Origin of the sequence: Desulfovibrio intestinalis (genome assembly GCF_014202345.1) — a bacterium.
GTDB lineage: Bacteria > Desulfobacterota > Desulfovibrionia > Desulfovibrionales > Desulfovibrionaceae > Desulfovibrio > Desulfovibrio intestinalis.
In genome coordinates, this window is record NZ_JACHGO010000004.1 from 187,524 (window position 1) to 213,556 (window position 26,033).

Below are 26,033 nucleotides of genomic sequence, written 5' to 3' on the forward strand. Positions count from 1 at the left end.
AAGGGGCGCATACAATTCAGAACAGACGAAATTTAAAATACCCTGTGTTCCGGCGTGCGCACAGCGTCTTTTGGCCCGGCGCGCGCTGCCTTGCGGCGGATTGCACCATTTACGCGGCGCTAAATTTTTCAAAACGTGCAGCACAAAGAACTTTGTTCCACAAAAATATCAGGCAACCTCGCGCAGCAGCTTTTCCCGCAGCCGGTCAGCACGCTCTGCCATGCCAGCCGTGTCGAAATCCTTGACCGCCGCCAGTATGGCCACCATATCCCCGGCGTGGGGCGTGCCCTCAACCAGCGACATCAGTGCTTCCAAAGCGCCTTCGACACCGCCCCAGTCCGTCTCCACGCGCTTGGGCAATTCGCCCAAAAGGGCCAGCAGCGCGGTTCGGTGTTCCTCGGCCAGTTGCAAATTGCCGCTTTTTGTTTCGCTGGCACGGGCGTCGATTGCTTGAACATACTCAAGCACCTGCCCCATTTCAATGTCAAAAGCCTTGAGCAACCCTGGGTCCAGCGGATTTTCAGGCAGCGCGTCTTCCATCATTCTGGTCAGCCGGTGTATGCGGTCAACGCCCAAGTTTGCCGCCACCCCCTTGACCGTATGCGCCATGCGGGCTGCGGCATTGAGGTCGCCGTCACGCAGCATGGCGCGCAACCGCACGGGGCTGTCGCCGTAGTGTTCAACAAAACGGAGCAAAAGCTCAAGATACAGCTTTCTGTTGTTGCCAACAGTGGCAAGGCCAGCTTCAATATTGATGGCAGGGCTATGCTGTCCCTTCATGCGGGCCTGCATGGCCTGCAAACGGCTTACGCTGCCATCTTCACTACTGGAACTGGCGTTATCCGTTTTGATAACCGCAGCATTTGCGAGCGGAGAATCCGCCTGCAAGTCCAGACAGCCCATATCCTCCGAAGGCGTTTCCCTGGCGGGATTGCGCCGGAGTTCCCCGGGCAGCCATTTTTCCAGGGTGGCATAGAGCATCTCAGGATTCACGGGCTTGGTGAGATAATCATTCATGCCCACGTCCTTGCCGTCCATACGCGAGGCAATGTCTGTATGGGCCGTCATTGCCACCACAGGCAGATCCTCGGGGCTGAAGCCCAAAGAACGGATGCGCCGGGTAGCCTCAAGGCCGTCCATAACCGGCATCTGCACGTCCATGAGCACAAGGGCAACGTCTGACGGTGCGGAATTTTCCAACTGGTCAAGGGCTTCCTGCCCATTGGCGGCCAGAATAACCTCAAGGCCCGCCTGCTCCAGCAGTTCACGCGCAATCTGGGCATTAATGTCATTGTCTTCCACCACCAGAACGGTGAGGGGCAAAAGCGCAGCAGGGTCTGACGTCATGTCTGCTGACTGATCTGACGGGCCTTCGGCAGTGGAAGCGCCCATATCAGCTGGTCCCGCAGCAGGCTCTGCGCCATAGTGCCCGTCGCCGGGGCTTTGCCCTTGCCCATTGAGCATCTCCACTGGCATTGCCGCAGATACCGTAAGCAAGGTGGCAGCCAGGGCGGCAGACCTGAAATCCCCCTGCCCCTCAAGCAACGTACTTTCTGACGTCACTTCCAAGGCATCGGGCTTTTGGGAAAAAAATGCTGAAGAAACGGTGGGACGGACAGGAATGGAAAAAGAAGTTTTTTCAGAAGAAGCTACGGGCGAGATGGAACGGTCTGCCTTGTCCATTTCTACAGAAAACGAAAAACGGCTGCCCTCTCCCGGCGCGCTCTGCACTGACAGCTCGCCGCCCATGAGGTTGACCAGTTGCCGCGCCAGGGCAAGCCCAAGCCCCAGGCCGCTGCGGGCACGGGTCATAGACTCATCCCCAAGGGAAAATGGCTCGAAAAGTTTTTTCCATTCTTCGCTATCAAGGCCGGGGCCAGTGTCCGACACCACAAAGGTCAGCCGCAAAACCCCTTCTCTTGTGGCCGGCTCGTCTGACGGCACCACGCGAAACTCAACGCCGCCGCTCACAGTATATTTGACGGCATTGTCCAGCAAAATACGCAGCACCTCTTCAAGGTGACGCTCATCGCCCACCACGGTAGCGGGTATGGCCGGGTCCAGCGTAAAATTGAGCAACAGCCTCTTTTCCAAAGCCGTGCCCGCCACGCTCTGCCGCAACAGCTCCATAAAGTAGGGCAAGGCAAAAACCTTGCGCTCCATACGCATGGACCCTTCGCTGGCGCTGGAAAAATCCAGAATCCGGTTGACCATATCCAGCAACACACTGCCAGATTTGTTGATCTGGGCGAGGTAATCGCGCTGCACGCTGCTGAGATCCGTTTGCAGGCTGAGGTAACTCATGCCGATGATGGCATTGAGCGGCGTTCTGATTTCATGACTGATGCGCCGCAAAAAATCGTCCTGCACATGAGAGGCCCGCTGGGCAAGCTCCAGAGAGGTCAGCGCCTGCGACCGGGCCAGCACGGCCTGTTGACGGCTTTTGCGCGCGCGCCTTTCGGCTTCTTTCAATTCTCTAATGCGGGAAAAAAGCGTGCCCTTCATGCGTTGCAAAGAGGCGAACATGAGGGCCAGTTCATCCCTGTGCTTGAGGCGCAGGGGATCTGGATCGAATCCGGCGGCAACGCTTTCGGCATAGCCGCTCACCTGATCCAGCGGATTGACCACGCGGGCTTTGAAAATGTAGGCGTTGCCGAGCACAGTGCCCCCGAGCAGAACCAGAGCGCCTATGGCCGCCAGCATGGTCCAGCGCAAGGGAGCCTCGCGCTCTCCCAGATGGGTCAGAAGTTCGGCGTACTGCGTGTCGCCAAGTTTGCGGGTGGCGTCAGCAATGGCATCGGGCAGGCGGGCCAGATTGTTCTCGTGCATCCAGCGCAGGGCCGCATTTCTGTCGGCCAGAGTCTGGGCGGCGGTGCTGCCCTCTCTCTGCGGGCCCAGAGCAAGAATGATGGCGGCTTCGGTCATCGAATTGAGCATGTCCACCTGAACCAGAATGGACCGCAAGCTGGCACGCGTGGGCGCGTCTATCTCCAGCCTGTCAGCCAGGGCTGCCAACGACAGCGTCTCCCCGGGGTCCAGTTGCGCTTTTTCCGGGCGGGGAACCTCGCCCCGCTCCACGCGCAGCAGCTGCTTCCAGCGCTCAAGGTACCTGGCATCACCCGCAGAAGTGAACTCAAGGGCGGCGCGGTACGTTTCACGCGAGGCGCTGCTTATCTCTGCAAGCAGATTCTCAAAGCGGTAGTAGTTGTGCAGAAACCCGTTGACCTCGTACAGGCTGCGGCCCAGCCAGACCGTGCACAGGCCGAGCATGAGCACCATGCACAATTGCGTCATGTTGGAGGATTTGATGAGGGCCCTGATAGTCATGCCTTATGCTCCAGCGTCGCGGGGATGAACAACGGCCTCCTGCCCTGTAAATCTGATGTATCTCAGCATGGCGGGCCCTGTACCGGCTCCGGAGACCTGCCAATGGCCCGCCCCGCGCCAGCACGGCGCACAGGTTGAACACGAACAGCCATCAGGCTAGCACAGGCCAAGTAGGCCGTAAATGGTTGGCATGTCCAGAGACTTCTCAACCGTATCCGCCAATCTGTCCAGCTCCGGGCCAAGGGCGTAGGGTGCGCCTTCAAGAGGCGGCATACCGCTGTCGACGCGCAGGGAAGCCAAAAAGGCGTGACGGAATGCGTCCGCATCAAACAGCCCGTGAACATAGCTGCCCCACACCCGTGCCCGCCCGGCGGAATCGCACAGCCCCCAGCCAAGAGGCCGCCCTGAAGAATCTGCCATTATTACACGCGGCTGTGGAATCGCAGATTCGCAGGGCCATGAAAAATTGCCCGTCTGCCCAAGCAGCGGTACGGTGCGGCCATGATGTATCTCATAGCCCTCCACTTCCTGCGCCGGAGCCAGCAGCTCTTCACCCACCGCCGCGCCGCCTCTGCCTGACGGAACGTTCGCGGTCAGGCAGGCGCAGGTTCGCCCTGTGACGCGCAACAGTTTTTTATCGGCTTCCAGGCTGGTTGCCAGCGGCAAAATGCCCAGGCCGCATTCGCTGCCGCCTTCCTCAAGCGCCAACGGGTCAGCAATAACACTGCCAAGCATCTGCAATCCCCCGCAAATGCCCACCAAAGCTCCACACGATGTTTCAAGGGTTGTGCGGGCAAAGTGCAGAATGGCGTCCGCCAGCCCCGTGGCGCGCAGAAAGCGCAGATCCGCAACGGTATTCCGGCTGCCGGGCACAATGACGGCATGCGGGTGCCCCCAATCCTCGGCATGTCGCACAATGCGCAGGCGCAAACCAGGCTCCTGCCGCAACGCGTCAAGATCAGTGGCATTGCTGATGTGGGGCAGATCCGGCACCACTACATCCAGCATATCCGCTGCCGTAGCATGGCATTCTCCCATACGGAGACCAGGCGTGATGCCCATTTTGAAACTGACGGAATCTTCTTCGGGCAGGCGCAGGTTTTCCAGCATGGGCACTACGCCCCAGAAGGGTTTGCCCGTGCGCTGTGTGAGGATTTGCAATGCCGGGTCCAGCAGTGTGGGATCACCGCGAAATTTATTGAGAATAAACCCGGCCACCCGCGCCCTTTCGGCCCGCGTCAGCAAGGCCATCGTGCCAGCCAGCGCCGCAAAGGCCCCGCCCCTGTCAATATCGGCCACAAGGGCCACATGGGCGCGGGCGTAGCGGGCCATACGCATGTTTACAATATCGTGAGCCTTGAGGTTGATTTCTGCCGGGCTGCCTGCGCCCTCAAGCACCACCACGTCGGCTTCGGCAGCAAGACTGCGGTAGGCGCGGCGCACGGCCTTCCAGGCTTCGGGCTTGTAACGCAGGTAGGCCCCCACGCGCATCTGTCCCACAGGCTCACCCATGACGATGATCTGCGAGCCTGTGTTTGACGTGGGTTTGAGCAACACGGGATTCATACGCACATCCGCGGCCAAACCGCAGGCGGCGGCCTGAAGCGCCTGAGCGCGGCCCATTTCTTTACCATCGGCGGTGACAAAGGAGTTGAGCGCCATATTCTGCGCCTTGAAGGGCACAACCCGAAGCCCCCTGCGTGCCAGCAAACGGCACAGGGCTGCTGTGAGCAGGCTTTTGCCCGCATTGGAGCACGTTCCCTGAAACATGATGGCGGGTGGCATATCTGCCGGGCCTTCAAAGGAACGGACAGCCGGCGGCGCCGATACGCCTGAAGACTCACATGGAGGGGACAAGGGCGGTCTTTGGCGAGACGTGTGCGAAAGGGGTACGGACGGCATGTTTTTTTCATACGCGCAAGTGCTGCCCGGGGCAAGAGAACCCCTAAAACCAACGTGGGGCAAGGGCTGGGGACGAACTTGCACAGTATTTACGGTTTTCGTATAAAGGAGAAAGTTGGTAAAAGAGCCGGAGCATGTCCGGCAACGCTTTTGACACTAATCCGCGTTGTGCAGTTGGGCCCTTATGGAATCAAGCCCGCCGCGGCATACGAGCCACGAGAGTTTTTGGAGATATAATGAAACGTTTTCTGCTTTGGACCACGGGCGTGTTGCTGGTTATTGCGGCAGCCCTGGCCATTGTTCTCAGCCAGATAGACACCGCGTTTGTGGTGCGCCAGATCGCTGACGCCACGGCCAAGGCCACGGGCAAGCCTCTGGTATTTGAAAATGCCCCGCAAATTTCCTTCTTTCCCCCGGGCGTGCGTTTTGGCCAGGCCCGGTGGGGGCAGTCCGATCAGGGCGACTCCCTTGCCATTTCGGTCAAGGGCGGCATGGCGGAGCTTGAATTCATGCCCCTGCTTTCAGGGACAATGGTTGTACGCGAGGTACGTTTGGACAACCCCGTTGTCAGGATGCGCCAAGGGGAAGTGGCTTCCGCCGCTGCTGCCAAGGCCGCGAAGGTAACGTCGGGCGAGAACCAGTCTGACGCTGCAGCCCCTGCTGCCACAGATACTTCGGAAACCACGCCGACGGCCACGCCGGAAGATGCGCTCAAAGACGCGGCAAAAGCCGTCGCTGCGAGCCCCAATCAGGCCGCTGCCAGTACCCAGACTCCCGCCATTGAACTGAAACGGCTTGTGGTTCGGCAGGGCTCTCTGCACTTCACAGATGACCAGGGGCAAACGCTGGATCTCAGCGACCTGAATCTTTCTGTGGAAAATCTGCGGCCAGGGCAGGAAGCTGTTGCCCAGTGCGACTTTACCTTCACCGCCAATCTTGTTGATAAGGAAAAAGGCAGCAAAGCCAGGGCCAGCACCCCCCTGTCGGGCAATCTGGCCCTGTCTGCCAAGCTGCGCTATGCCCCGCCCCAGTTGGCTTTGCGGCAGACATCGCTGACCCTCAGCCCGCTGACAGGCCCGCTACCCAAAGAAGCAGGGCCTCTGCAACTGAATATTGAAGGCAACGCAGATCTGAACACCCTGAGCATGCATGTGGCCAAGTGCTGGCTGACCACGCCGCAGGCGCGCCTGGGGCTTCAGGGCGAGGCGTCTTTCAGCCCGGTTGCGTTTACAGGAAATCTTGAACTGGACGGATCGCTGCGCAAGCTGGCGGCCTTGGCCGGGCAGACGCTCAAGCCTGCCCCCAAGGGCATTTCGGACGGCATCAAGATCAAGAGCAGGCTGGCCTATGGCAACAACAGCCTCAACCTTTCGGACATCAGCGCCCGCGTGGACGATGTGGACCTGCGCGGCCAGCTCCGCCTTGGCATGGAGCCGAAAGCACCGCTTTCCATAACGGCTGAGGCGCAGGTCAGCGCCATCAATCTCGACAACTACCTGCCCCTGCCGGAAAACGGCAAAAGCCAAACGGCCAGTGAATCGAAAGATAAAAAAACCGCAGAAGACGCTTCCCCCCTGCCGGACATCAACGTCCGGGCGGCGGTTGCGGGCATCCGTCAGGGCAAACTGCAAATCAAGGACGTGCAGGTGATCGCTCAGGGCCTGCGCGGCAATTACAAGATTTCCACCTTCAACTGCGTCCTCGGCAGCGGCGGCACGGTACGCGCCTCAGGAGCGGCCAATATACCGGTTTCGGCCTACGCCGTTAACGGCACCGCGTCCGACGTGAATCTTGGCGCGCTGCTGGAAAGTCTCGGCAAGGGGCACCCTGTCAACGGCTCAGCCCGGCTGGACGTAGACCTGACAATGAGCGGCAAAAACGCCACGGCCCTGCAGAACAGCCTTGCTGGCAAGGGCGAGCTTGAAGTGCGGCAAATGCACCTGGAATCCATGCCCACATTGCCAGCCAATATTCCCGGCATCACAGGCAAGCCATTGCCAGACACTTTTGACCTTGTTCGCGTGCCGTTTACAGCAAGAAATGGCGAAATTAACGCCAACCCCATAACAGTTAGCTCGTCAGGTCTTAACGCACGGGGACAGGCAAGAATAAGCCTGCCGCGCCAAAACGTGGACGCAACCGCCAACGTGGAAACTCTGGGCATGACCGTCCCCGTTATCGTTAAAGGGCCTTTCAGCAATATCTCTTACAGCGTCGACCCCCGTTTTGCTCTGGACATGGCCAAAAAACTGCCGGGACTATTGCAGGATACGGGCAAAAATGCTGGAGATTCCGCCAAGGGCGCAGGAACGCTGTTGCAGAACGGTGCGCGCGGGGCGGAAGGCCTGGTTCGCGGTTTGTTCGGCAAATAGCCGACCTGGAGCAGATTAACTTTGAAAGGTTTTACATTTCAAAGTTATCATTCTGCCGATAATACGATTTTCGGCAGAATTCACGCCGCATTGCGGTACGCTGCACTCTTGTGCAGCGTTAGATCATTTAAACTTTTTCAAAGGTTAAATGCTCTAGAATAAATAATGAAGTAGCGTAAAAACAGACATACAGGCAGAATAATCCCTGCTCTGAAGCCGTTCAGAGAGTATGCTTGAGTCTTGACGGGAGTATTTTTACCCAACCGGACTTGCCTTTTCCGCCCGACAGGCTAAAGCTTTTGTGCGGGCAGGCGTTAAGAAGATAGGGGCCCCGGCCTGCACACGCCACCGACGCATGTTAGCGACGAGCTGATGCAGCCCAAATGGGGCTTTGACTGCGCGGCTTCATGCTGGCATGCTTGCAGTTATGGGGCCGACAGCGGATCTGCGAACCAGCGGTCGCCCAAGTGCGGGCAACCGGAATACGGCGCAGCCCCGCAACAATTTTCCGGGGCAAGGTCTTTTCCCGGCACGGCAGGTGATGGAACGACACAGGAAGAATTGAGCCTACAGGCGGCAATATGTATTTATTAATTGGACTTGGCATCGTCGCGGGCTCGGTGTTTACCGGATACACCCTGGCCCACGGTGAATGGGGCATACTTTTTCAGCCCGCAGAATTCATCATTATTCTGGGCTGTGGCCTGGGGGCATTCTTTGGCTCTCAGACCAAGTATACATTCGGGCTCGTTCTCAAGAGCATGAAGCACCTTTTTGCTGACCCCGGCTCAAGCAAGGGTCGCTATCTTGAAACGTTGGCTCTGCTCTATACCCTCTTTTCCAAAATGCACCGCGAAGGTGTCATCAGCATTGAAAGCGATGTGGAAAAGCCTGAATCCAGCCCTATTTTCAGCAAGTATCCCAATGTGTCCAAGGACACAAAGATCGTCAATTTTATTGGCGACACATTGCGTGTCTACCTGACCACTGGCGACCCTGCCGACATTGACAGCCTCATGGATGTGGACATTGCCACCATGCGTGAGGAAGGCAACCTGCCAGCTCATGCGGTTTCGCACATGGCCGAATCACTGCCGGGTATGGGTATTGTGGCCTGCGTGCTTGGCGTGGTGCTGGCGATGGGCAAGATTAACGAGCCGCCGGAAGTGCTCGGCCACTACATTGGTGCGGCCCTTGTTGGTACATTTTTCGGTATTCTTTGCTGCTACGGCCTGTTTGGTCCTATGGGCTCCAAGCTTGAAAACTATGTGGCCGAAGAACATTTTTACTACCATTCCATAAAAGAGGCCGTGGCCGCCGCCATTCGCGGTTCCACCCCTCTTATCGCCGTCGAATACGGGCGCAGGGCCATTCCTTTCCCCTTCCGCCCCACCTTCGCGGAAATGGAAGACAGACTGAAGAGCGGCTAGGCAAGGCCCCGCCGCTACCATCCCATGCCGACGCTCCGGCCTTGCGTCGGCAGCCCCGGCCTGCCATACTGGCATGAAGCCGGATGAGGAAAATACGCCAATCCCGGTGAGCAGCAACCCTGCCGCCGGGTTATGGCTTTCATGTAACGGCCTGACAGTCCATCGCAAAAAACTTTTGCGCGAGGCATATACGGTAAGGAGTCAACTCTATGGGCGGCGGCGCATGGAAAGTCGCGTATGCCGACTTTGTTACGGCCATGATGGCCTTCTTTCTCCTGCTCTGGGTTCTCAGCATGGTGCCGCCAGATACCAAGGCGGGTCTTGCTGCCTATTTCAGCGGCGAACGCAATTTCGACTCCAGCTCCACCTCGCCTATCTCGAATAACCCCTTCATTCAGAATACGGACAAAATCGACGCGCGTGATATCAAAATCAGCGAAGTGGAAAAATCCCACTACGCCATCGCCCAAAAAATCAAGCAGCTGCTTATGGCAGACGCCGTGCCCCAGAGCGCTTCGGGCATCAGCGCCGACGATGTGGGCGTTCAGTTGCGCGTCAATTCCGACATCATGTTCAGGCCTGGCAGTGTGGATCTGTTGCCCGAAGGTGAAAAAGTACTGGAAGCCGTGCTCAAGCTTATGGAAGAATACAACCTTTACCTGGTTGTGCGCGGCCACGCCGATTCGGGCGAGACAACCCCGCCCTATACTTCGGCATGGGAACTGTCAGGAGCGCGCGCCTCGGCAATGGTCAACTATCTGGTGCAACACGGCGTCAAAGCCACGCGTATGCGCGCAGTCAGCTACGGCGACACGCGCCCGCTCAAGCCGGGCATTGACGAGCAGAGCCGCGCGATGAACCGGCGTGTGGAGTTTTTCTTCCACAGACCGGAAGTTATGTCTTACAGCGTGGTTTATTAGAGCATTTAGTTTTTAAAAAATTAATCTTCTCTAAGATATTTTTTTCACAGAAGAATTGCCGGCAGCGGCGTCCTGTACCCGCACAACTGCAACAGGACGCCGCTGTCTTTGCTTCGGGCGAGTGCAAAAAAGGCGTATGGGTGGTCAAGTGCGCGGCGTCTGGCTGCCGGGCGTATTCTCACGCAATTGACTGAGCAATTTCAAAGGTAAAATGCTCTAAACAGATCCCTGCAACGCGGCGTCACAAGCTGTAGTTAAACCGCTTTAACCTCTGCGCGGCCTTTGCCGGGCAGCTTCAGCCATCAGGAAGTCCCATGCCTCTCATATTTCTTGTCGGTCCCAGAGCCTGCGGCAAAACAACTGTGGGCCGAGCGCTGGCGCAGCGCCTTGCTCTGCCCTTTGCTGACACCGACCTCTATCTTCTCGAAAGTACGGGCCTAACTGTGGCCCAGATTGTTGCTTTAGAGGGCTGGCCCGGATTTCGCCTGCGCGAAAGCGATGCACTGCGCGCAATAGCGGCCAGCCATCCACAAGGAGCAATTGTTGCCACTGGCGGAGGCATGGTTCTTGACGAACAAAACCGTGCCTTCATGCGCAGCCAGGGGCATGTTTTCTATCTATCTGCGCCTGTTGAAACACTGGTGGCGCGGCTCTCCAACAACCCTCTTACAGCGCAACGCCCTTCCCTCACCGGAGGCGGCATAGCCGACGAAATACGGCAGGTGCTGGAGGAAAGATTGCCCCTCTATCAGCAAACAGCGCACCATCATCTGGACGCCAGCCTGCACCCCCGCCGCATTTGTACACTGGCAATGGAGGCGCTGCGGGCATTGGCAACAGATGCTGCAAATGCATCACAGCAGGGCATGGCCGAGTTTGAAGATGAGAAAGAAGAGGCAAAAGCCCCTGTGTTCGCAGACCCACAAGAACCTCGGGATGCACACGGCCCTGACAGTGAATAAGACCGCTCTGCCAGATACTGACGTCAGCCCCCTGATCTCCGTTCTTCTGCCAGCCTACAATGCCGCCCACACTCTGGAAGCAGCACTGCGCAGTCTTTTTGCGCAACAATCTGCCCCTGACGCTCCGCTGCCCTCCTTTGAAATTCTTGTGGTCAATGACGGCTCTACTGACGACACCGCCGCCCTGCTGAGAGCGCTATCCCGTGACAACACAGCCCACGGCAGACTCCGTGCGCTGCATCTGCCGCACGGCGGCATTGTGACGGCCTTAAACACCGGATTGGCTGCTGCGCGAGGCACCTTCATCGCCCGTATGGATGCCGATGATACCGCGCATCCGCACCGCCTGGCCCTACAGACCGCGCACCTTTGGAACAAGCCCGAGCTTACGCTTTCGGCTAGTTTGGTGGCCTTTGGCGGCGATCGCAACTCGGCTTACGGATTTTCGCATTTTGTGGATTGGCAAAACAGTTGCCGCTCCCCGGATGAAATCAGCCGCAGCCGTTTCAGGGATACGCCGATTTGCCACCCGTCAGCCATGTTCCGACGGGACGCGGTTGATCGTTGGGGGGCCTATGCAGACGGTGATTTTGCAGAAGACTGGGAACTGTGGCTGCGCTGGCTTCACAACGGGGCATTGATGGAAAAGCTGCCGCAAACGCTGCTGACCTGGAACGACGCGCCAAACCGGGCCACCAGAGCTGACGCAAGGTACGCCGATGTTGCCTGCAACAGATTGCGCGCCCTGTGGCTGGCCCGTCATCTGGAGAAGCACAACCCTTTTCATCCGCAGGTGTGGGTAATGGGCGGCGGGCGTGTGGCCCGTAAGCGGCTTGCTCCGCTTTGGAATCTCGGTGTGCGCCCGGCGGCCTATATTGATATTGACGCCAAAAAAATCGGCAACGTGGTAGGCGGAATTCCAGTCTGCGGGCGTTCAGCGTTGCCAGAACCAGGGCGCTGCCGCATCCTCAACGCGCTTACCGCACACGGTGCTGCTGAAGAAGCATCTGACTGGCTGGAATCCCAGGGGTACGGGCAAGAAGACTGGATGATTGTCTGACCAATCAAACAATCTGTAATATCTATTCATATAAGGCAAGTGTTTTCTTTCATGACCTCCAAGGCCTCCAATGGCCCCCAAATGCCCCAAAAGGCGTATTCCGCAGTCATTTACTCTCCTGCTATTTATCCTCACTTGCGACAGCAGCTCGGCATGCCTTCAGGCAGGTGTTTTTCAACATGCTAAAATTATTAACTATATTAAAAAAACTTATGGAGTTTGCGAAATTTGTCACCAATACCCTTTGACAGAACAGGGGCAAGGAGATATGTTGCAAGGGCTTAATGTCTTTTTCATTCCTACAATCCGACATCATCGGGAGGATGCGGCATGCTGGATCTTAACGTTACATTGATCTTTCAGCTGGTGAACTTTTTGGTCGCCATTTATGTGCTAAACATCCTCCTTATCCGACCCATCCGCGATATCATAAAAAAGCGCAACGGCATCATGGACGGCATGGCTGAAGAAGCCGAGTCTTTCGAGTACCAGGCAGCGGAACGCCTTACCAACTATGAAGCCGAACTGGCCCGCGCCCGTCAGGACGCTGGCCTTACCCGTGAAGAAGGCCGCGCCGAAGGCATGGTTGAACAGCAGAAGCTTGTGGGCGACGCCCAAAAAAGCGCCCGCGACATCCTTGCCGAAACACGCGACTCTTTGCAGGCTCAGGCCGCCAAAACCCTTGACGAACTGCGTAATCAGGTAAGCGACTTTTCCGCGCGCCTGGCTGCCAAGCTCCTCAAGAGTTAGTTTCACGCGCTTTTCCGGTTCCTTACTGGACGCCCTATGGGCGATCCGGTTTCTTTAGGCACAGTCTACGCTATTGCATTATTCTCTGAACAGAGGGGGGTGGGCTTTGAGCAAATGGAAACACGCGGGTTATATCCTGCCGCTCGTTATTGCCTTTGCCGCGATTGTCTTCATTCCATTGGAGGCGCTGGCTTCCGAAGGACATGCAGAAACTCGCTGGGGCGACTTCGGCTGGCGCGTGCTCAACTTCGTGATCTTTGCGGGCATCCTCTGGTACTTTGTGGGTGGACTGGCCAAGCGTTTCTTCAAGAATCGCCGCGAGACCATCAGCGGAGCGCTGGACGACTTGGATGAACGCCGCGCCAAGGCCAAGGAACAGCTGGCCGCCGTTGAGTCGCGCATTGCCCGCCTCAACGAAGAGCGTGAAGCCATTCTGGCCGAAAGCCGCAAGCAGGCTGAAAACCTGAAGGCTGGCATTGTGGATGAGGCGCACCGTCAGGCGTCGCAAATTGTGGAGCAGGCGCGCATGACCGCTGAAAATGAAGGCCGCGCTGTGCTTGCAGAAGTGCGCGCCGTCATTGCAGACGAAATCGTGGACGCTGCCGAAAAGGCCCTGAGCGGCAAGCTCAATGCCGAAGCCCACGACAAGCTTATCGCCAACTCCCTTAAAAAGGTGGTGCTCCATTGATCGACACCGTGGTTGCACGCAGGTACGCCAACGCTATCTTTGCGTTGGGCAAAAAGGATGGGGACGAAGCCTTGAGCGCGCGTGGCGAATGCCTTGCTGCTCTTGGTGAAACGCTTGCCGCCGCGCCGGGACTTGACCTGACCCTCAAAAGTCCTGTTATCGGCGTGGAGGAAAAGAAGGCGGTTCTTGACAAACTGCTGGGCAAGCTCAAGGCCGACCAGACATTGCGCAACTTCTGCTTTTTGTTGGCAGACAAGGAAAGGCTCGCCTTTCTGCGCGAAATTTCCGCCTGGTATGGCAAACTGCTTGACGAAGCCAAGGGCATCGTGCGTGGCCAGCTCGTCACTGCAGTGAAACTTCCTGCCGACAAAAAGGCAAAACTCAAAGAATCGCTGGAAAAGAAAACCGGCGCTGCCATTGAGCTTACCTTCGCTGTCGACAAGGACATACTTGGGGGTATGGTGCTCAAAATGGGTGACCGGGTGCTGGACGCAAGTCTGCGCGCGCAATTGGGTATCCTCCGGGAGACATTCAAGAGGGGTGAATAGCACATGCAGATCAAAGCGGAAGAGATAAGCAAGATCATTGAGGATCAAATCCAGAACTACGAGCAGCGCGTAGAAATGAGTGAAACCGGCACCGTACTGTACGTCGGTGACGGCATCGCCCGCGTCTACGGCGTGCAGAACGCTATGTCGATGGAACTGCTGGAATTTCCCGGCGGCGTCATGGGCATGGTGCTCAACCTCGAAGAGGACAACGTCGGCGTTGCTCTGCTCGGTTCGGATGTAGGCATCAAGGAAGGCGACCCGGTCAAACGTACCGGCAAGATCTTCTCCGTGCCTGTCGGCGACGGCGTTATGGGCCGTGTGCTCAACCCCCTGGGTGAGCCCATCGACGGCCTGGGCCCCATCGAGGCTGCCGCAGTGCGCCCCGTGGAAATCAAGGCCCCCGGCATCATCGCGCGTAAGAGCGTGCATGAACCAATGCCTACGGGTCTGAAAGCCATTGACGCCATGACGCCTATTGGTCGCGGACAGCGCGAACTTATCATTGGCGACCGCCAGACTGGTAAGACCGCTGTTTGTATTGACGCCATCCTGGCGCAGAAAGAAACGGACATCCACTGCTTCTACGTGGCCATCGGCCAAAAGAAGTCCTCGGTGGCTCTGGTGGCCGATACCCTGCGTCGCCACGGCGCGCTTGAGTACACCACCATCATTTCCGCCACCGCATCCGACCCTGCGCCTCTGCAGTACATTGCGGCCTACACCGGCTGCACGATGGCGGAATTCTATCGCGACAATGGCAAGCACGCCCTCATCATTTACGATGACCTTTCCAAGCAGGCCGTGGCTTATCGCCAGATGTCCCTGCTGCTCCGTCGTCCTCCGGGACGTGAAGCCTTCCCCGGCGACGTGTTCTACCTGCATTCGCGTTTGCTCGAACGCGCTGCCAAGGTGAACGACAGCCTCGGCGCGGGTTCCATGACGGCTCTGCCCATCATTGAAACCCAGGCTGGCGACGTGTCCGCGTACATCCCCACCAACGTGATCTCCATCACCGACGGTCAGGTGTACCTGGAGCCCAACCTCTTCAACGCCGGTGTGCGTCCGGCCATTAACGTGGGTCTTTCCGTATCCCGCGTGGGTGGCGCGGCCCAGATCAAGGCTATGAAGCAGGTTGCTGGCACAATGCGTCTTGACCTCGCCCAGTACCGCGAACTGGCGGCTTTCGCCCAGTTTGGTTCGGACCTGGACAAGGGCACCAAGGCCAAGCTTGACCGCGGCGCGCGCCTGGTGGAGCTGCTCAAGCAGCCCCAGTACCAGCCCATGCCTTCCAATGAACAGATCGTCTCCATCTACGCCGCTACCCGTGGCCTTATGGACGACGTACCGGTGGATGACATCCGCCGTTTTGAAACTGCCATGCTGACTTTCCTGCGTGATACCAGGAAAGACGTGCTGGACGCCATTAAAGAAAAGAAAGTCATTGATGAGGCAGTGGAGAAAGCGCTTACCGAAGCTATTGCCGCCTTCAAGCAGGGCTGGACGGCCTAGGGCCCCAATACCGGGAGAAAAGCATGCCTTCACTCAAAGACGTAAAAATGAAGATCGTGGGGGTCGGTAAGACCAAGCAGATCACCAAGGCCATGAACATGGTGGCCTCGGCGAAACTGCGAGGTGCTCAGGCCCGCATTGAGCGCTTCAGACCGTACGCGGCCAAATACCGCGACGTGCTGGCCGAACTGTCGAGCAAGGTGGAGGGCAACGCCCACCCCCTGCTGGCCGAGCATGAGGAAAAGAAGCATTGCGCCATTGTGCTGGTGACATCCGACCGTGGACTTTGCGGCAGCTTCAACGGCAATATCATTGCCACTGCGTTGAAGTTGGCCAAGGAGAAAAAAGCGGAAGGCCTTGAAGTGAGCTTTGTCTGCATGGGCAAGAAGGGCCGCGACGCCGTAAAGGCGGCCGGTTACAATATTGCCAAAGCGTATGCTGACCGCATGGGCAGCATAGACTTTGCCCTGGCAAGCTCCGTGGCCCAGGAAGTCATCTTCGGCTACGAAACCTTTGGTCTTGACGAAGTGTGGCTGATTTACGGTGAGTTTGTGTCTATGGGCCAACAGCCCCCGCGCACGCTCTGCCTGCTGCCCCTGAAAACGCCTGAGGCTGAGGAAATCGCCGAAGAAGCTGGAGAACCGCGCTGCGAATACGTTTACGAGCCGCAGGAAGAAAAGCTGTTGGCGGAGCTTCTGCCCCGCTACGTCAAGGTGCAGGTTTACCGTGGCATGCTGGACACATCGGCCAGCGAACATGCTGCCCGTATGGCCGCAATGGACAACGCCACGCGCAACTGCAACGAAATGATCAACATGCTGACCCTGCTCTATAACAAGACGCGGCAGGCTTCCATCACCAGCGAACTCATCGACATCGTCGGCGGCGCTGAAGCGCTGAAGGGTTAAGGAGCCAACTAATGAGCAAAAACATCGGTAAAATCGTCCAGGTTATCGGCGCTGTTGTGGACGTTGAGTTCAGCGACGGCAACCTGCCGAATATCTTCACCGCCCTGGAGATCAACAATCCGAACAACACCGACGCCCCCTACCTGGTCTGTGAAGTTGCACAGCACCTGGGCGACAACGTTGTTCGCACCATCGCCATGGACGCCACCGAAGGTCTGGTGCGCGGCATGGAAGCGGTTGACACTGCTCAGCCGATCATGGTGCCCGTGGGCAAGCCCTCTGTGGGCCGTATCCTCAACGTTATCGGACGCCCCGTGGACGAACTGGGCCCCATTAACGCTGAAAAGTACTACCCCATTCACCGCCCGGCTCCGGCCTTTACCGACCAGAACACCAAGGTCGAACTGCTGGAAACCGGCATCAAGGTTGTGGACCTGCTTGTGCCCTTCCCCAAGGGCGGCAAGATGGGCCTCTTCGGCGGCGCCGGCGTGGGCAAGACCGTTATTCTGATGGAGATGATCAACAACATCGCCAAGCAGCACGGCGGTTCGTCAGTCTTCGCGGGCGTGGGTGAACGCACCCGTGAAGGTAACGACCTTTATCATGAACTCAAGGATGCGGGCGTTCTGGAACGCGCCACCCTTGTCTACGGGCAGATGAACGAGCCTCCGGGAGCCCGTGCCCGCGTGGCCCTCACCGCCCTTGCCTGCGCGGAATACTTCCGCGATGAAGAACATCAGGACGTGCTCCTCTTCATCGACAACATATTCCGCTTTACCCAGGCTGGTTCCGAAGTGTCCGCTCTGCTGGGCCGCATGCCTTCGGCCGTGGGCTACCAGCCCACCCTTGGCACGGACCTTGGTTCGCTTCAGGAACGTATTACCTCAACCAACACCGGTTCGATCACGTCCGTGCAGGCCGTTTACGTCCCTGCTGACGACTTGACCGACCCGGCCCCGGCTACCACTTTCTCGCATCTGGACGGCACGCTCGTGCTTTCGCGCCAGATTGCAGAACTTGGCATCTACCCTGCCGTGGACCCGCTTGACTCCACCTCGCGCATCCTCGCCCCCGACGTCGTGGGTGAAGACCACTACTTGGTGGCCCGGCGCGTGCAGATGGTGCTGCAGAAGTACAAAGAACTGCAGGACATCATCGCCATTCTCGGCATGGACGAACTGTCGGACGAAGATAAGCTCACTGTGGGGCGCGCGCGCCGCATTCAGCGCTTCCTGTCCCAGCCCTTCCACGTGGCCGAAACCTTCACCGGTACCCCCGGCCAGTATGTAAAACTTGAAGACACCATCAAGGGCTTCAAGGGCATTCTGGACGGCGCGTACGACCACTTGGCAGAAGGTGACTTCTACATGCTGGGCGGTATTGAACAGGCCGTGGCCAAGTTCGAGCAGCGCAAGCTGCAGGAAGAAAACTAGAGAGTTGACCGTCCAGTGATCGTGCTTTGCGGCACGGTCACTGGACAGCCGCATCTGGCATATCAGGAGCGAAGGAGTACCTATGGGCACACTGCAACTGGAAGTGGTGACGCCAGACAAAACCGTAGTAAGCGGCGAAGTTGAAATGGCCGTCTGCCCCGGAATTGAAGGCGAATTTGGCGTGCTGCCCAAGCACGTCTCCCTGCTCTCCGCTCTCAAGATTGGTGGTTTGCGCTACAAGGTGGCTGGCGGTAAGGAAGAACATGTGTTCATTTCCGGCGGTTTTGCTGATGTGAACAACGATGTGCTTACCGTGCTGGCCGAATCTGCCGAAATGGCGCAGAATATCGACACAGCAAGAGCCATGGCCGCCAAGGAACGTGCTGAAAAGCGTGTTGCCAGCCATGAAGAGCAAGTTGATACGGTTCGTGCTGAAGCCGCATTGCACAGGGCTGTTGTCCGTCTGCAAGTGGCCCAGTTCCGCTAGACCGCTTTGTTCAGAATAGACAGGCCGTGCCGCGTTTATACGCAGTACGGCCTTTTATTTTATGCAATAGCTCCACGGGGCCACGACAAAACAGAACAAATTGCAAATACCTTCAGCCTAAAAAAGCTGTTGCTGTTCACAAGCACGACACGACACCCGCACCCCCTGCTGCAGCTTAACCTAGCTTTGCTGCATGGCACTTAGGAATCCCAGCGATACAAAGCCATTCTTTCCGGCGCACAGGCCAAGCAGCTATTGGCGTTTACTGTCGCGCCAGTAGTAACTTTGTATATTTCCGGTGTTCTAGTCTGAAACCTTGAGCACTATAATCGCCGCAATAATCAAGGAAACATAAAGCGCTTTTTTGATGCTCCTCTTTTCGCCCCAAAACAGAATTCCGCAAGCCACAGTGCCGACCACGCCAATTCCTGTGTAGGACGTATAGGCAATGGAGACATCAATCTGACGCAGCGCAAGGTAAAGAAAAAACAGTGAGGACGACAGCCCAGCCGCGTAAACGAATATTCCCCTGATATAGCGTTTGAAGGCGATATCTCTCACTCCGGCGACAACCGCTATCTCCAGAAGGCCAGCCAGTATCAAATAAATCCAGCCCATAGGGCTAACCTTCTTCCCGCTTGAGGCAAACTATCGAAACAAGGATGACAATAATCGCGGCAACCGCTGTGAACGTCATTTTTTTGCCAAAGAATGAAATATCAAGAAGGTATGTTCCAACAGCGCCCAATGTTACAAACAGCACATAGGCAATGGATGCCTCCATTCTTTTTGTTGCCAGCACAAGGAAAATAAAACTGCCCGCAACACAGCCAAGGGTTGCAACCCAGCCCAGAGGCGAATCAGCATATTTTAATCCCGCAGCCCAGGCGATTTCAAGGCTGCTGGCTATAAACAGAAGAGTCCAGCTCAACATGATAACTTTTCCAGCGGTTATGCTTGGTTTGATGGCTTTTCAAAAATGATTTCGTCAATATCGCTAAAAATGCTCTTCCATTGTGCATCGCTTACTTCCAGCAAGCCGAAGTGACGCAGCAAAAAAGCTCCTTCCGCCGCCAGATAGGCGACTCGCGCGGCCCGCTCTTCCTTGTTCGCCATATCAAGAGTGTTCACCCTGCTGTTGTGCCAGCTGCGTATCCAGTCACGCAGCTCCTGCGACTCCACCAGCATGGCCAGATGGCATGCGGCCCGGGCGTTCAGCGATTTCTCGGCAGCGGTAATCCCAACGTGGGCACGTACTTTTTCCAGACCAGAAATGTCCTTAATGTTTTTGCCCGCAGTTTTTTCAAGGCATTCGTCGTAATTTCTGCCCCACCGTTCGGCCATTGCGCTGACAAGACCACTCTTGGCGCCAAAGCAGGACTGTACTCCCCCCTTGGTGATCCCCGCCGCCCTGGCAACAGCGTCAAACGTCAACGCCGCAGGCCCGTTTTCAGTGACTATTTTCTCGGCCATATCAAGAACCAGATCTCTGTTTATGGAACGTGGCTTACTCATATTTATTTGCTCCGTATGAATACATACGTATGTATTCATACTATTAAGGACTGTCAATACCTCGATCCACAGGCGGCAGCACTATAACGCTGCCTGATAGCACAACAAACTTACACGCAAATCTGCTGCCAGCCTTCGGCTGAGAGCCACAAAACCTTCGAAGGGCACTCTGCCCCCTCTTCATACCCCTCAACGAAACCTCTGGCCTTTGCATGGACTTCATGACAAATCTTAGCTATACAATTCTGCTACGCACCCAGATTTTACGCAGGAAAAAACATGGTCAAGCAGGAAAATATCCGCAACTTTTGCATCATCGCCCATATCGACCACGGTAAGTCCACCTTGGCCGACCGTATTCTTGAACTGACCAAGGTGGTCAGCCAGCGCGAAGCGCGCCAGCAGTACCTGGACAGGATGGATCTGGAGCGCGAACGCGGCATCACCATCAAGGCCCAGACCGTGCGGCTTCCTTACTTTGCCGCTGACGGTCAGGAATACGAGCTGAACCTCATCGACACGCCCGGCCATGTGGACTTCAACTATGAAGTTTCACGCTCGCTGGCAGCCTGTGAAGGCGCTTTGCTGGTGGTTGACGCCACACAGGGCGTGGAAGCGCAGACCCTTGCCAACGTCTATCTGGCACTGGATCATGACCATGAGGTTCTTCCGGTGCTCAACAAGATTGACCTGCCCAGTGCGGAAGTTGACCGCGTCAAGGCTGAAATCGAAGAGAGCATCGGGCTGGACTGCACACAAGCGCTTCCCGTGTCGGCCAAAACAGGCATGGGCGTGGACGCTGTGCTCGAAGCTGTTGTGCAACATCTGCCCGCCCCCAAGGGCGACCGCACTGCACCGCTCAAGGCGCTTATATTTGACTCATGGTACGACAGCTATCAGGGTGTTGTGGTACTTTTCCGCATTATGGACGGCACCGTACGCAAGAATGACAACGTGCGCCTCATGAGCACGGGCAAGGAATACGAAGTGCTGCGTCTGGGCGTATTCTCCCCCGAAGCCACAGACGTTAAAGAACTGGTGGCGGGCGAGGTGGGCTTTCTTTGCGGCTCCATCAAGGAACTGGGCGATGCCCGCGTGGGCGACACCATCACCCTGGCTGACCGCCCCGCCGAAAGCCCTGTACCTGGCTTCAAAGAAGTCAAACCAATGGTTTTTTGCGGTCTCTACCCCACAGAATCCGAAGACTACGAGAACCTCAAGGCCGCCCTTGAAAAACTGCAACTCAACGACGCAGCTTTTTCCTACGAGCCGGAAACGTCGCAAGCTTTGGGCTTTGGCTTTCGCTGCGGCTTCCTTGGCCTGCTGCATATGGAAATTATTCAGGAGCGGCTGGAGCGCGAATTTGAGGTCGGCCTTATCGCCACTGCGCCTTCAGTGGTCTACAAGATCGACACAATGGACGGCAAAACGCTGGAAATCGACAACCCCAGCCACCTGCCAGATCCTACCAAGATCAACACCCTGTACGAGCCCTACGTCAACATGGATATTCATGTGCCCAACGAGTATGTGGGCAACGTCATGAAGCTCTGCGAAGAAAAGCGCGGCACCCAGAAAAACCTGCACTATCTTGCCTCCAACCGCGTGGTAGTCACCTACGAACTGCCCTTTGCCGAAATCGTTTACGACTTCTTTGACAGGCTCAAGTCCGCCACGCGCGGCTATGCTTCGATGGATTATCAACCTCTGGACTACCGGTCCTCTGATCTGGTGCGTCTGGACATCATGCTCAACGGCGAAACAGTGGACGCCCTGGCGGTCATCGTACACCGCGACCGTGCATACACCTACGGGCGCGGCCTGGCGCTCAAGCTCAAGCGCAGCATTCCGCGCCAGCTTTTCCAGGTTGCCATTCAGGCGGCCATCGGGCAAAAAATCATTGCCCGTGAAACAGTTTCCGCTTTCCGTAAGGACGTTACCGCCAAATGCTACGGCGGCGACATCACGCGCAAGCGCAAACTGCTGGAAAAGCAGAAAGAGGGCAAACGCCGCATGAAGCGTATGGGCAACGTTGAACTGCCCCAGGAAGCCTTTTTGGCCGCACTCAAGGTGGGCGACGACTAAACGAAAGCTGAAATACAGAGAACCTTTTTGCGGGGAAGAATCTTTACAACGAAGATTCTTCCCCGCTTGCATTTCTGTTTTCCAGATTGGATGGACTGGGAGCCTGCACGCGAGACGGGTGCAGTGGATGCTCAAGGCGCGGGACGAAGCTGTGTGTGTTTAACGAGCTATCAGCGCAAAATTTTTTGGATCAGATTAGCTTTGAAAGCCTCAGGCGGCTGCGGGAGCAGAGACTCATAGTGAAGCCATAAGAGCTGGTTATTTGAGCGGATAAGCGCCGCACCGGGCGTTCCCGAATCTTAGAGAGTATACATTCGCAAACCCGCGCTGCCCAGATAGGTTGCAAGCCAGTAAGCATTTCATCCCTGGGCGCGCGAGGCTTCATATTCTTCAAGACTGCCCCTGCCCAGCAGGCGTGCCAGACAGCGGTGCCGCTCCACTGCCATATTTTTCCCCACACTGCGCGCACGGCGCACTTCACGGGCATAGCTTTCCAAGGTGCCCTGCGAAAGCGTTTCCAGCTCGCACCGCAGATAGCGGCGAAACATATCCCCCCCGCCGCGTCTTATCACGTTTGGAAAAAGAACGCTGGCCTCTTCCAGAAAAGCCAATTCCGCGTCGGCAACTTCGTCCAGCAGCGGGCTTGTGCTGAGGGGTGGAAGACGGTCGTCCATACGGGCGTATTTTTCCACCATCAGGTTTCGCCCCACTGCTGCTGCCGCTTGCAGGTCAGCCAGATAGAAGGCCAGCGTGGTGTCGTCCAGAGGCTCATGCGTCATGCGCCGCATGACCCGGAATGTTTCTGGCCGCTGCTGACAAGCCGAAATACCGCCTTCATTGGGCGTGGCAAGAAACATGTCCAGCTCAAGGTCAACAATTTTGCGCAACGCGGCTTCGCGGTCAAATGATTGTGGCATAGCTCTCTTCCTTACCAATGGGCAAATCTGCCGTCGCGGGAAGCGGGCACGCTCCACTGTAAACAGGGTGCACCCGCCATAGGCATTGGGCAGCCCCACGCCCGGTCTCGCCTGCCGCAGGGCTAATAGACTAAAGCATTTAAACTTTGAAAAAGTTAATCTGTTCTAGTCCCGCCGGGCAGCTTCTATTTCTTTAACCTTGCGAAAGATGGTGCTGCGGTCCATCTGAAAATGGCGCGAGAGTTCGCTGATGGAACCATACTGCTTCATGCCCTTTTCAATAACAGCAGTTTCCACTTCCTTCATGATGCTTTTCAACGAACGCCCCTCAATGGAAGGCAGGGCAAAAGCGCTGTCCTTATCATCATGCATAACGGCAGGACGGATACCTGAAAGGTCGCGGGCCTCAATGCTGCCGTGCTTGCAGGTCACCACAAGCCCCTGCACAAGATTTTCCAGTTCGCGCACGTTGCCGGGCCAACTGTGGCCTTGCAGAATATGCTCGGCTTCTTCAGAAAGATGGATTTTTTTGTGATATTTTTTGGCGTAATACGTCAAAAAGCTCTGGGCCAGAGGTAAAATATCGGCCCTGCGGCTGCGCAGAGGCGGAATATTCAGCACCGCCACCTTGAGCCGATAATAGAGGTCTGAGCGAAATGCGCCCTTGGCCACTTCCTTTTCCAGATCCTTGTTGGTAGCGGCAATGACGCGCACGTCCACCTTCTTGGGTCTGGTGGCTCCCACGCGCATGACTTCCCAATCCTGAAGCACACGCAGCAGGCGCGACTGCATGGTCATTGGCAGTTCGCCTATTTCATCCAGAAAAAGCGTGCCAGAAGAAGCCGCTTCCACAAGCCCGGCCTTGCCGCTCTTGCTTGCCCCTGAGAAACTGCCGGGCACATAGCCGAACAGCTCGGTTTCAATAAGATTTTCAGGGATACTGCCGCAGTCTACCTTAACAAAAGGGGCGTCGGCGCGCTGGCTTTTGCGATGTATATGCCGCGCCACCACGTCCTTGCCCACGCCTGTTTCGCCCTGCAACAGCACGGTGGCGTCTGTTTCGGCAATGGCTATTGCTTCGGCGTACAGCCGCTGCATGGCCTGGCTCTGCACCACACGCGGGTACTGATTGCCAGTGATGCCGTCGCTGCTCAGGGTTTGGAACGTTTCCAGCAGTTCCTTTTGCGCCATGACCTCTTCACGCAGCTCGGTAAGAGCCGTCACGTCACGGATAACAGTGACAACATAGGCCACATGCCCCGAGGCATCCTTGACCGGATGCCCGTCCAGAAGCAACGTGCGTCCGTTAAAAAGATTCTGCACGCTGGAGACCTTCTGCCCGGTTTCCACAATGCGCGGGTTGAGAACCACGTCAAAAATGCCGTTCTGCACCATATCCTGAATACGGCTGCCGGTCATTTTTTCCTTGGGAATGCCTGTAAGCTCCGCATGGCGCTTGTTTACAAGCACCACCACGCCCTCCCGGTCCGTAACGCAGATGGCGTCCCGGAAGGTATCGCAAAGTTGTTCAATATATTCAGCCAACATTCGTGGGTTATACATACACTTCCTCCAGGGGCGCAAGAGCGCCCCCATACCGGCATCAAATATGGGGGCGCCCGACTATGGCTACCGCACGGCAGATACGGTCAGCCCTTTGGCCTTGTCTGAGCGGCGCATTTGAACGCTGCTCCGGCAAAGGCTACCAGTTCTAGAAGCCGTCCGCCCCGGCAGGAGCGCCGATGACGGTGGAGGAGACCGTGGCTTCTTTCATGGCCTTATTAGCGCGATTTTCACGGGCAAGCTTGCTCAGCCACCAGGTGGACAGAGCGCTGATGGTGCCCACAACGGCCATGTAGGCGCAGAGGAACCAGGGCGCGCCGTCGGCCATGCCCGTAAGCACGGCGGCAACCATTGGCGTCATGCCTGAAGCAAAGATGGCGGTGAACTGATAAACAAAGGAAATACCAGAGTAACGCACAGAGGCGTCAAAGCTTTCAGAAAACACGCTGGACATGGTGCCGAACACGGCGGCGTGCACGATACCGAAGGGCAGGCCCAAAGCGACAACCACGAGGAAGTAGTTATTGGCATAGTTGTGCAGCACCCAGAAGGCAGGGAAGCTTGAGAAGCCCAGAATCAGGGCGCAAATACCGTACAATTTGGCCTTGCCGACCTTGTCGGCCATATTGCCCCAGAAAGGAATGAAGAGGGACATGATAACAGAGGAAATCATGACCGCCGTAAGCGCGGCAGAGCGGTCGATGCCGTGCTGCTGCGTCAGATAGGTCAGGGAGTACACGCCGAAGACGTTGAAAGATACGCCGTCAATGAAGCGCGCGCCCATGCAGGCAATCATCATCTTGGGGTAGCGCTTGAAGGCGTCCAGCAGGGGGTACTTGGCTTCGGGCAGGCTTTTTTTGGCTTCAGAAAAATCCTTGGTTTCCTGCACGGTGCTGCGCATGTAGCCGCCCACGGCCAGCAGCACGGCGGAGAGCAAAAAGGCCACGCGCCAGCCCCAGCTCAGGAAGGCTTCGTTGGAAAGTGTGGCAGAGAAAAAGCCCACGATGCCCGAGGCCAGCAACAGGCCTAGCGACATGCCGATCTGGGGCAAACTGGCGTAGAAGCCGCGTTTGTGCGCAGGCGCGGATTCGTAGGACATAAGCACAGCGCCGCCCCATTCGCCACCAAGGCCAATGCCCTGGGCCAGACGGCAGATAATAAGCAGAATGGGCGCCCAGATGCCGATAGTGTCATATGTGGGAATAAGACCGATGCAGACCGTGGCTATACCCATAATTTCAAGGGTAAGGATAAGCATCTTCTTGCGTCCGAGCTTGTCGCCGAAATGGCCGAAGATGATGCCGCCGAGGGGGCGGGCCACAAAGCCCACGGCAAAGGTGGCGAAGGCCAGCATGGTGCCGATGCGGGGGTCAAATGACGGAAAATACAGCTGATTGAAAAACAGGCCAGCCACAACGCCGTACAAAAAGAAGTCGTACCATTCGATGACAGCCCCGATAATGGACGAGGCCACAACGCGGCGCAGGTTTTTTTGCTGTTCCGGAGTAAGGTTTTCGGTTTGCATGGTGATCCTTATGGTTGCTGTGCAGATGTATTCACATGCAGGGGCTGCCGTCCAGCCCCTGCCAGCGGAAAAACGCTTTCCGCCGTTCCATTCCGGTAACCGCCCGCAAGCCAGCGCGCTGACAAACCG

General features: G+C 56.9%; 21 protein-coding genes. 13 read left to right on the top strand and 8 right to left on the bottom strand.

Annotation, left to right across the window (positions count from 1 at the left end; genetic code table 11):
- Positions 1-168: 168 nt before the first annotated feature.
- Positions 169-3,327, bottom strand: a complete 3,159-nt coding sequence (locus tag HNQ38_RS07610; protein ID WP_183719063.1) for a hybrid sensor histidine kinase/response regulator — start codon at positions 3,325-3,327, stop codon at positions 169-171.
- Positions 3,328-3,483: 156 nt separating this feature from the next.
- Complete coding sequence (locus HNQ38_RS07615; RefSeq protein ID WP_183719065.1) at positions 3,484-5,112, bottom strand: cobyric acid synthase; 1,629 nt, start codon at positions 5,110-5,112, stop codon at positions 3,484-3,486.
- A gap of 353 nt (positions 5,113-5,465) precedes the next feature.
- Between HNQ38_RS07615 and HNQ38_RS07620 the strand changes: the two genes are divergently transcribed.
- From HNQ38_RS07620 to HNQ38_RS07675, 12 genes are all read left to right on the top strand, one after another.
- Positions 5,466-7,601 (top strand): AsmA family protein, encoded by a 2,136-nt coding sequence (locus HNQ38_RS07620; protein ID WP_183719067.1) that lies wholly within the window; start codon positions 5,466-5,468, stop codon positions 7,599-7,601.
- Positions 7,602-8,182: 581 nt separating this feature from the next.
- On the top strand, positions 8,183-9,031 hold the full coding sequence (gene motA, locus HNQ38_RS07625) for a flagellar motor stator protein MotA (RefSeq protein WP_183719069.1): 849 nt from the start codon (positions 8,183-8,185) through the stop codon (positions 9,029-9,031).
- A gap of 209 nt (positions 9,032-9,240) precedes the next feature.
- A complete protein-coding gene (locus HNQ38_RS07630; protein ID WP_183719071.1) occupies positions 9,241-9,951 on the top strand; it encodes an OmpA/MotB family protein in 711 nt (236 codons plus the stop codon).
- 314 nt (positions 9,952-10,265) lie between these two features.
- Positions 10,266-10,913, top strand: a complete 648-nt coding sequence (gene aroL, locus HNQ38_RS07635) for a shikimate kinase AroL (RefSeq protein ID WP_183719073.1) — start codon at positions 10,266-10,268, stop codon at positions 10,911-10,913.
- Positions 10,906-11,973 (top strand): glycosyltransferase family 2 protein, encoded by a 1,068-nt coding sequence (locus HNQ38_RS07640; protein WP_343060131.1) that lies wholly within the window; start codon positions 10,906-10,908, stop codon positions 11,971-11,973. Before aroL ends, HNQ38_RS07640 begins: the two co-directional genes overlap by 8 nt.
- Positions 11,974-12,303: 330 nt before the next feature.
- Positions 12,304-12,723: a F0F1 ATP synthase subunit B gene (locus tag HNQ38_RS07645; protein WP_183719075.1), complete on the top strand. Its 420-nt coding sequence runs from the start codon at positions 12,304-12,306 to the stop codon at positions 12,721-12,723.
- A gap of 106 nt (positions 12,724-12,829) precedes the next feature.
- The gene (locus tag HNQ38_RS07650; protein ID WP_183719077.1) at positions 12,830-13,411 is read left to right on the top strand and encodes a F0F1 ATP synthase subunit B; all 582 of its coding nucleotides are present in this window, start codon (positions 12,830-12,832) and stop codon (positions 13,409-13,411) included.
- Complete coding sequence (atpH, locus tag HNQ38_RS07655; RefSeq protein WP_183719079.1) at positions 13,408-13,959, top strand: ATP synthase F1 subunit delta; 552 nt, start codon at positions 13,408-13,410, stop codon at positions 13,957-13,959. The genes HNQ38_RS07650 and atpH overlap by 4 nt, the downstream gene beginning before the upstream one ends.
- Positions 13,960-13,962: 3 nt before the next feature.
- Positions 13,963-15,471: a F0F1 ATP synthase subunit alpha gene (atpA, locus tag HNQ38_RS07660; protein ID WP_183719082.1), complete on the top strand. Its 1,509-nt coding sequence runs from the start codon at positions 13,963-13,965 to the stop codon at positions 15,469-15,471.
- A gap of 23 nt (positions 15,472-15,494) precedes the next feature.
- Positions 15,495-16,379, top strand: coding sequence for a F0F1 ATP synthase subunit gamma (locus HNQ38_RS07665; RefSeq protein WP_183719084.1), 885 nt, complete (start codon positions 15,495-15,497; stop codon positions 16,377-16,379).
- 11 nt (positions 16,380-16,390) lie between these two features.
- Positions 16,391-17,812, top strand: coding sequence for a F0F1 ATP synthase subunit beta (atpD, locus tag HNQ38_RS07670; RefSeq protein ID WP_183719086.1), 1,422 nt, complete (start codon positions 16,391-16,393; stop codon positions 17,810-17,812).
- A gap of 82 nt (positions 17,813-17,894) precedes the next feature.
- Positions 17,895-18,299: a F0F1 ATP synthase subunit epsilon gene (locus tag HNQ38_RS07675; RefSeq protein WP_183719088.1), complete on the top strand. Its 405-nt coding sequence runs from the start codon at positions 17,895-17,897 to the stop codon at positions 18,297-18,299.
- Positions 18,300-18,602: 303 nt separating this feature from the next.
- On the opposite strand, the gene HNQ38_RS07680 is transcribed toward HNQ38_RS07675, so the two are convergent.
- The 3 genes from HNQ38_RS07680 to HNQ38_RS07690 are packed head-to-tail and all read right to left on the bottom strand — an operon-like array spanning position 18,603 to position 19,814.
- Positions 18,603-18,917, bottom strand: coding sequence for a DMT family transporter (locus tag HNQ38_RS07680; RefSeq protein ID WP_183719090.1), 315 nt, complete (start codon positions 18,915-18,917; stop codon positions 18,603-18,605).
- A gap of 4 nt (positions 18,918-18,921) precedes the next feature.
- Positions 18,922-19,233 carry a DMT family transporter gene (locus HNQ38_RS07685; RefSeq protein ID WP_183719091.1) on the bottom strand — a complete coding sequence of 104 codons (312 nt, stop codon included), beginning with the start codon at positions 19,231-19,233 and terminating at the stop codon, positions 18,922-18,924.
- Positions 19,234-19,250: 17 nt separating this feature from the next.
- Positions 19,251-19,814: a TetR/AcrR family transcriptional regulator gene (locus HNQ38_RS07690; protein ID WP_183719092.1), complete on the bottom strand. Its 564-nt coding sequence runs from the start codon at positions 19,812-19,814 to the stop codon at positions 19,251-19,253.
- A gap of 279 nt (positions 19,815-20,093) precedes the next feature.
- On the opposite strand from HNQ38_RS07690, the gene lepA reads away from it, so the two are divergent.
- Positions 20,094-21,899, top strand: a complete 1,806-nt coding sequence (gene lepA / locus HNQ38_RS07695) for a translation elongation factor 4 (RefSeq protein ID WP_183719093.1) — start codon at positions 20,094-20,096, stop codon at positions 21,897-21,899.
- A 359-nt stretch (positions 21,900-22,258) separates the two neighbouring features.
- Here the strand turns inward: lepA and HNQ38_RS07700 are convergent, their stop codons facing one another.
- The 3 genes from HNQ38_RS07700 to HNQ38_RS07710 all read right to left on the bottom strand — a co-directional run bounded on the left by HNQ38_RS07700 (position 22,259) and on the right by HNQ38_RS07710 (position 25,904).
- A complete protein-coding gene (locus tag HNQ38_RS07700; protein WP_183719094.1) occupies positions 22,259-22,816 on the bottom strand; it encodes a DUF4125 family protein in 558 nt (185 codons plus the stop codon).
- Positions 22,817-22,981: 165 nt separating this feature from the next.
- Positions 22,982-24,379 carry a sigma-54 interaction domain-containing protein gene (locus HNQ38_RS07705; protein WP_246388045.1) on the bottom strand — a complete coding sequence of 466 codons (1,398 nt, stop codon included), beginning with the start codon at positions 24,377-24,379 and terminating at the stop codon, positions 22,982-22,984.
- Positions 24,380-24,527: 148 nt separating this feature from the next.
- Complete coding sequence (locus HNQ38_RS07710; protein ID WP_183719095.1) at positions 24,528-25,904, bottom strand: MFS transporter; 1,377 nt, start codon at positions 25,902-25,904, stop codon at positions 24,528-24,530.
- Between the last annotated feature and the right edge of the window lie 129 nt (positions 25,905-26,033).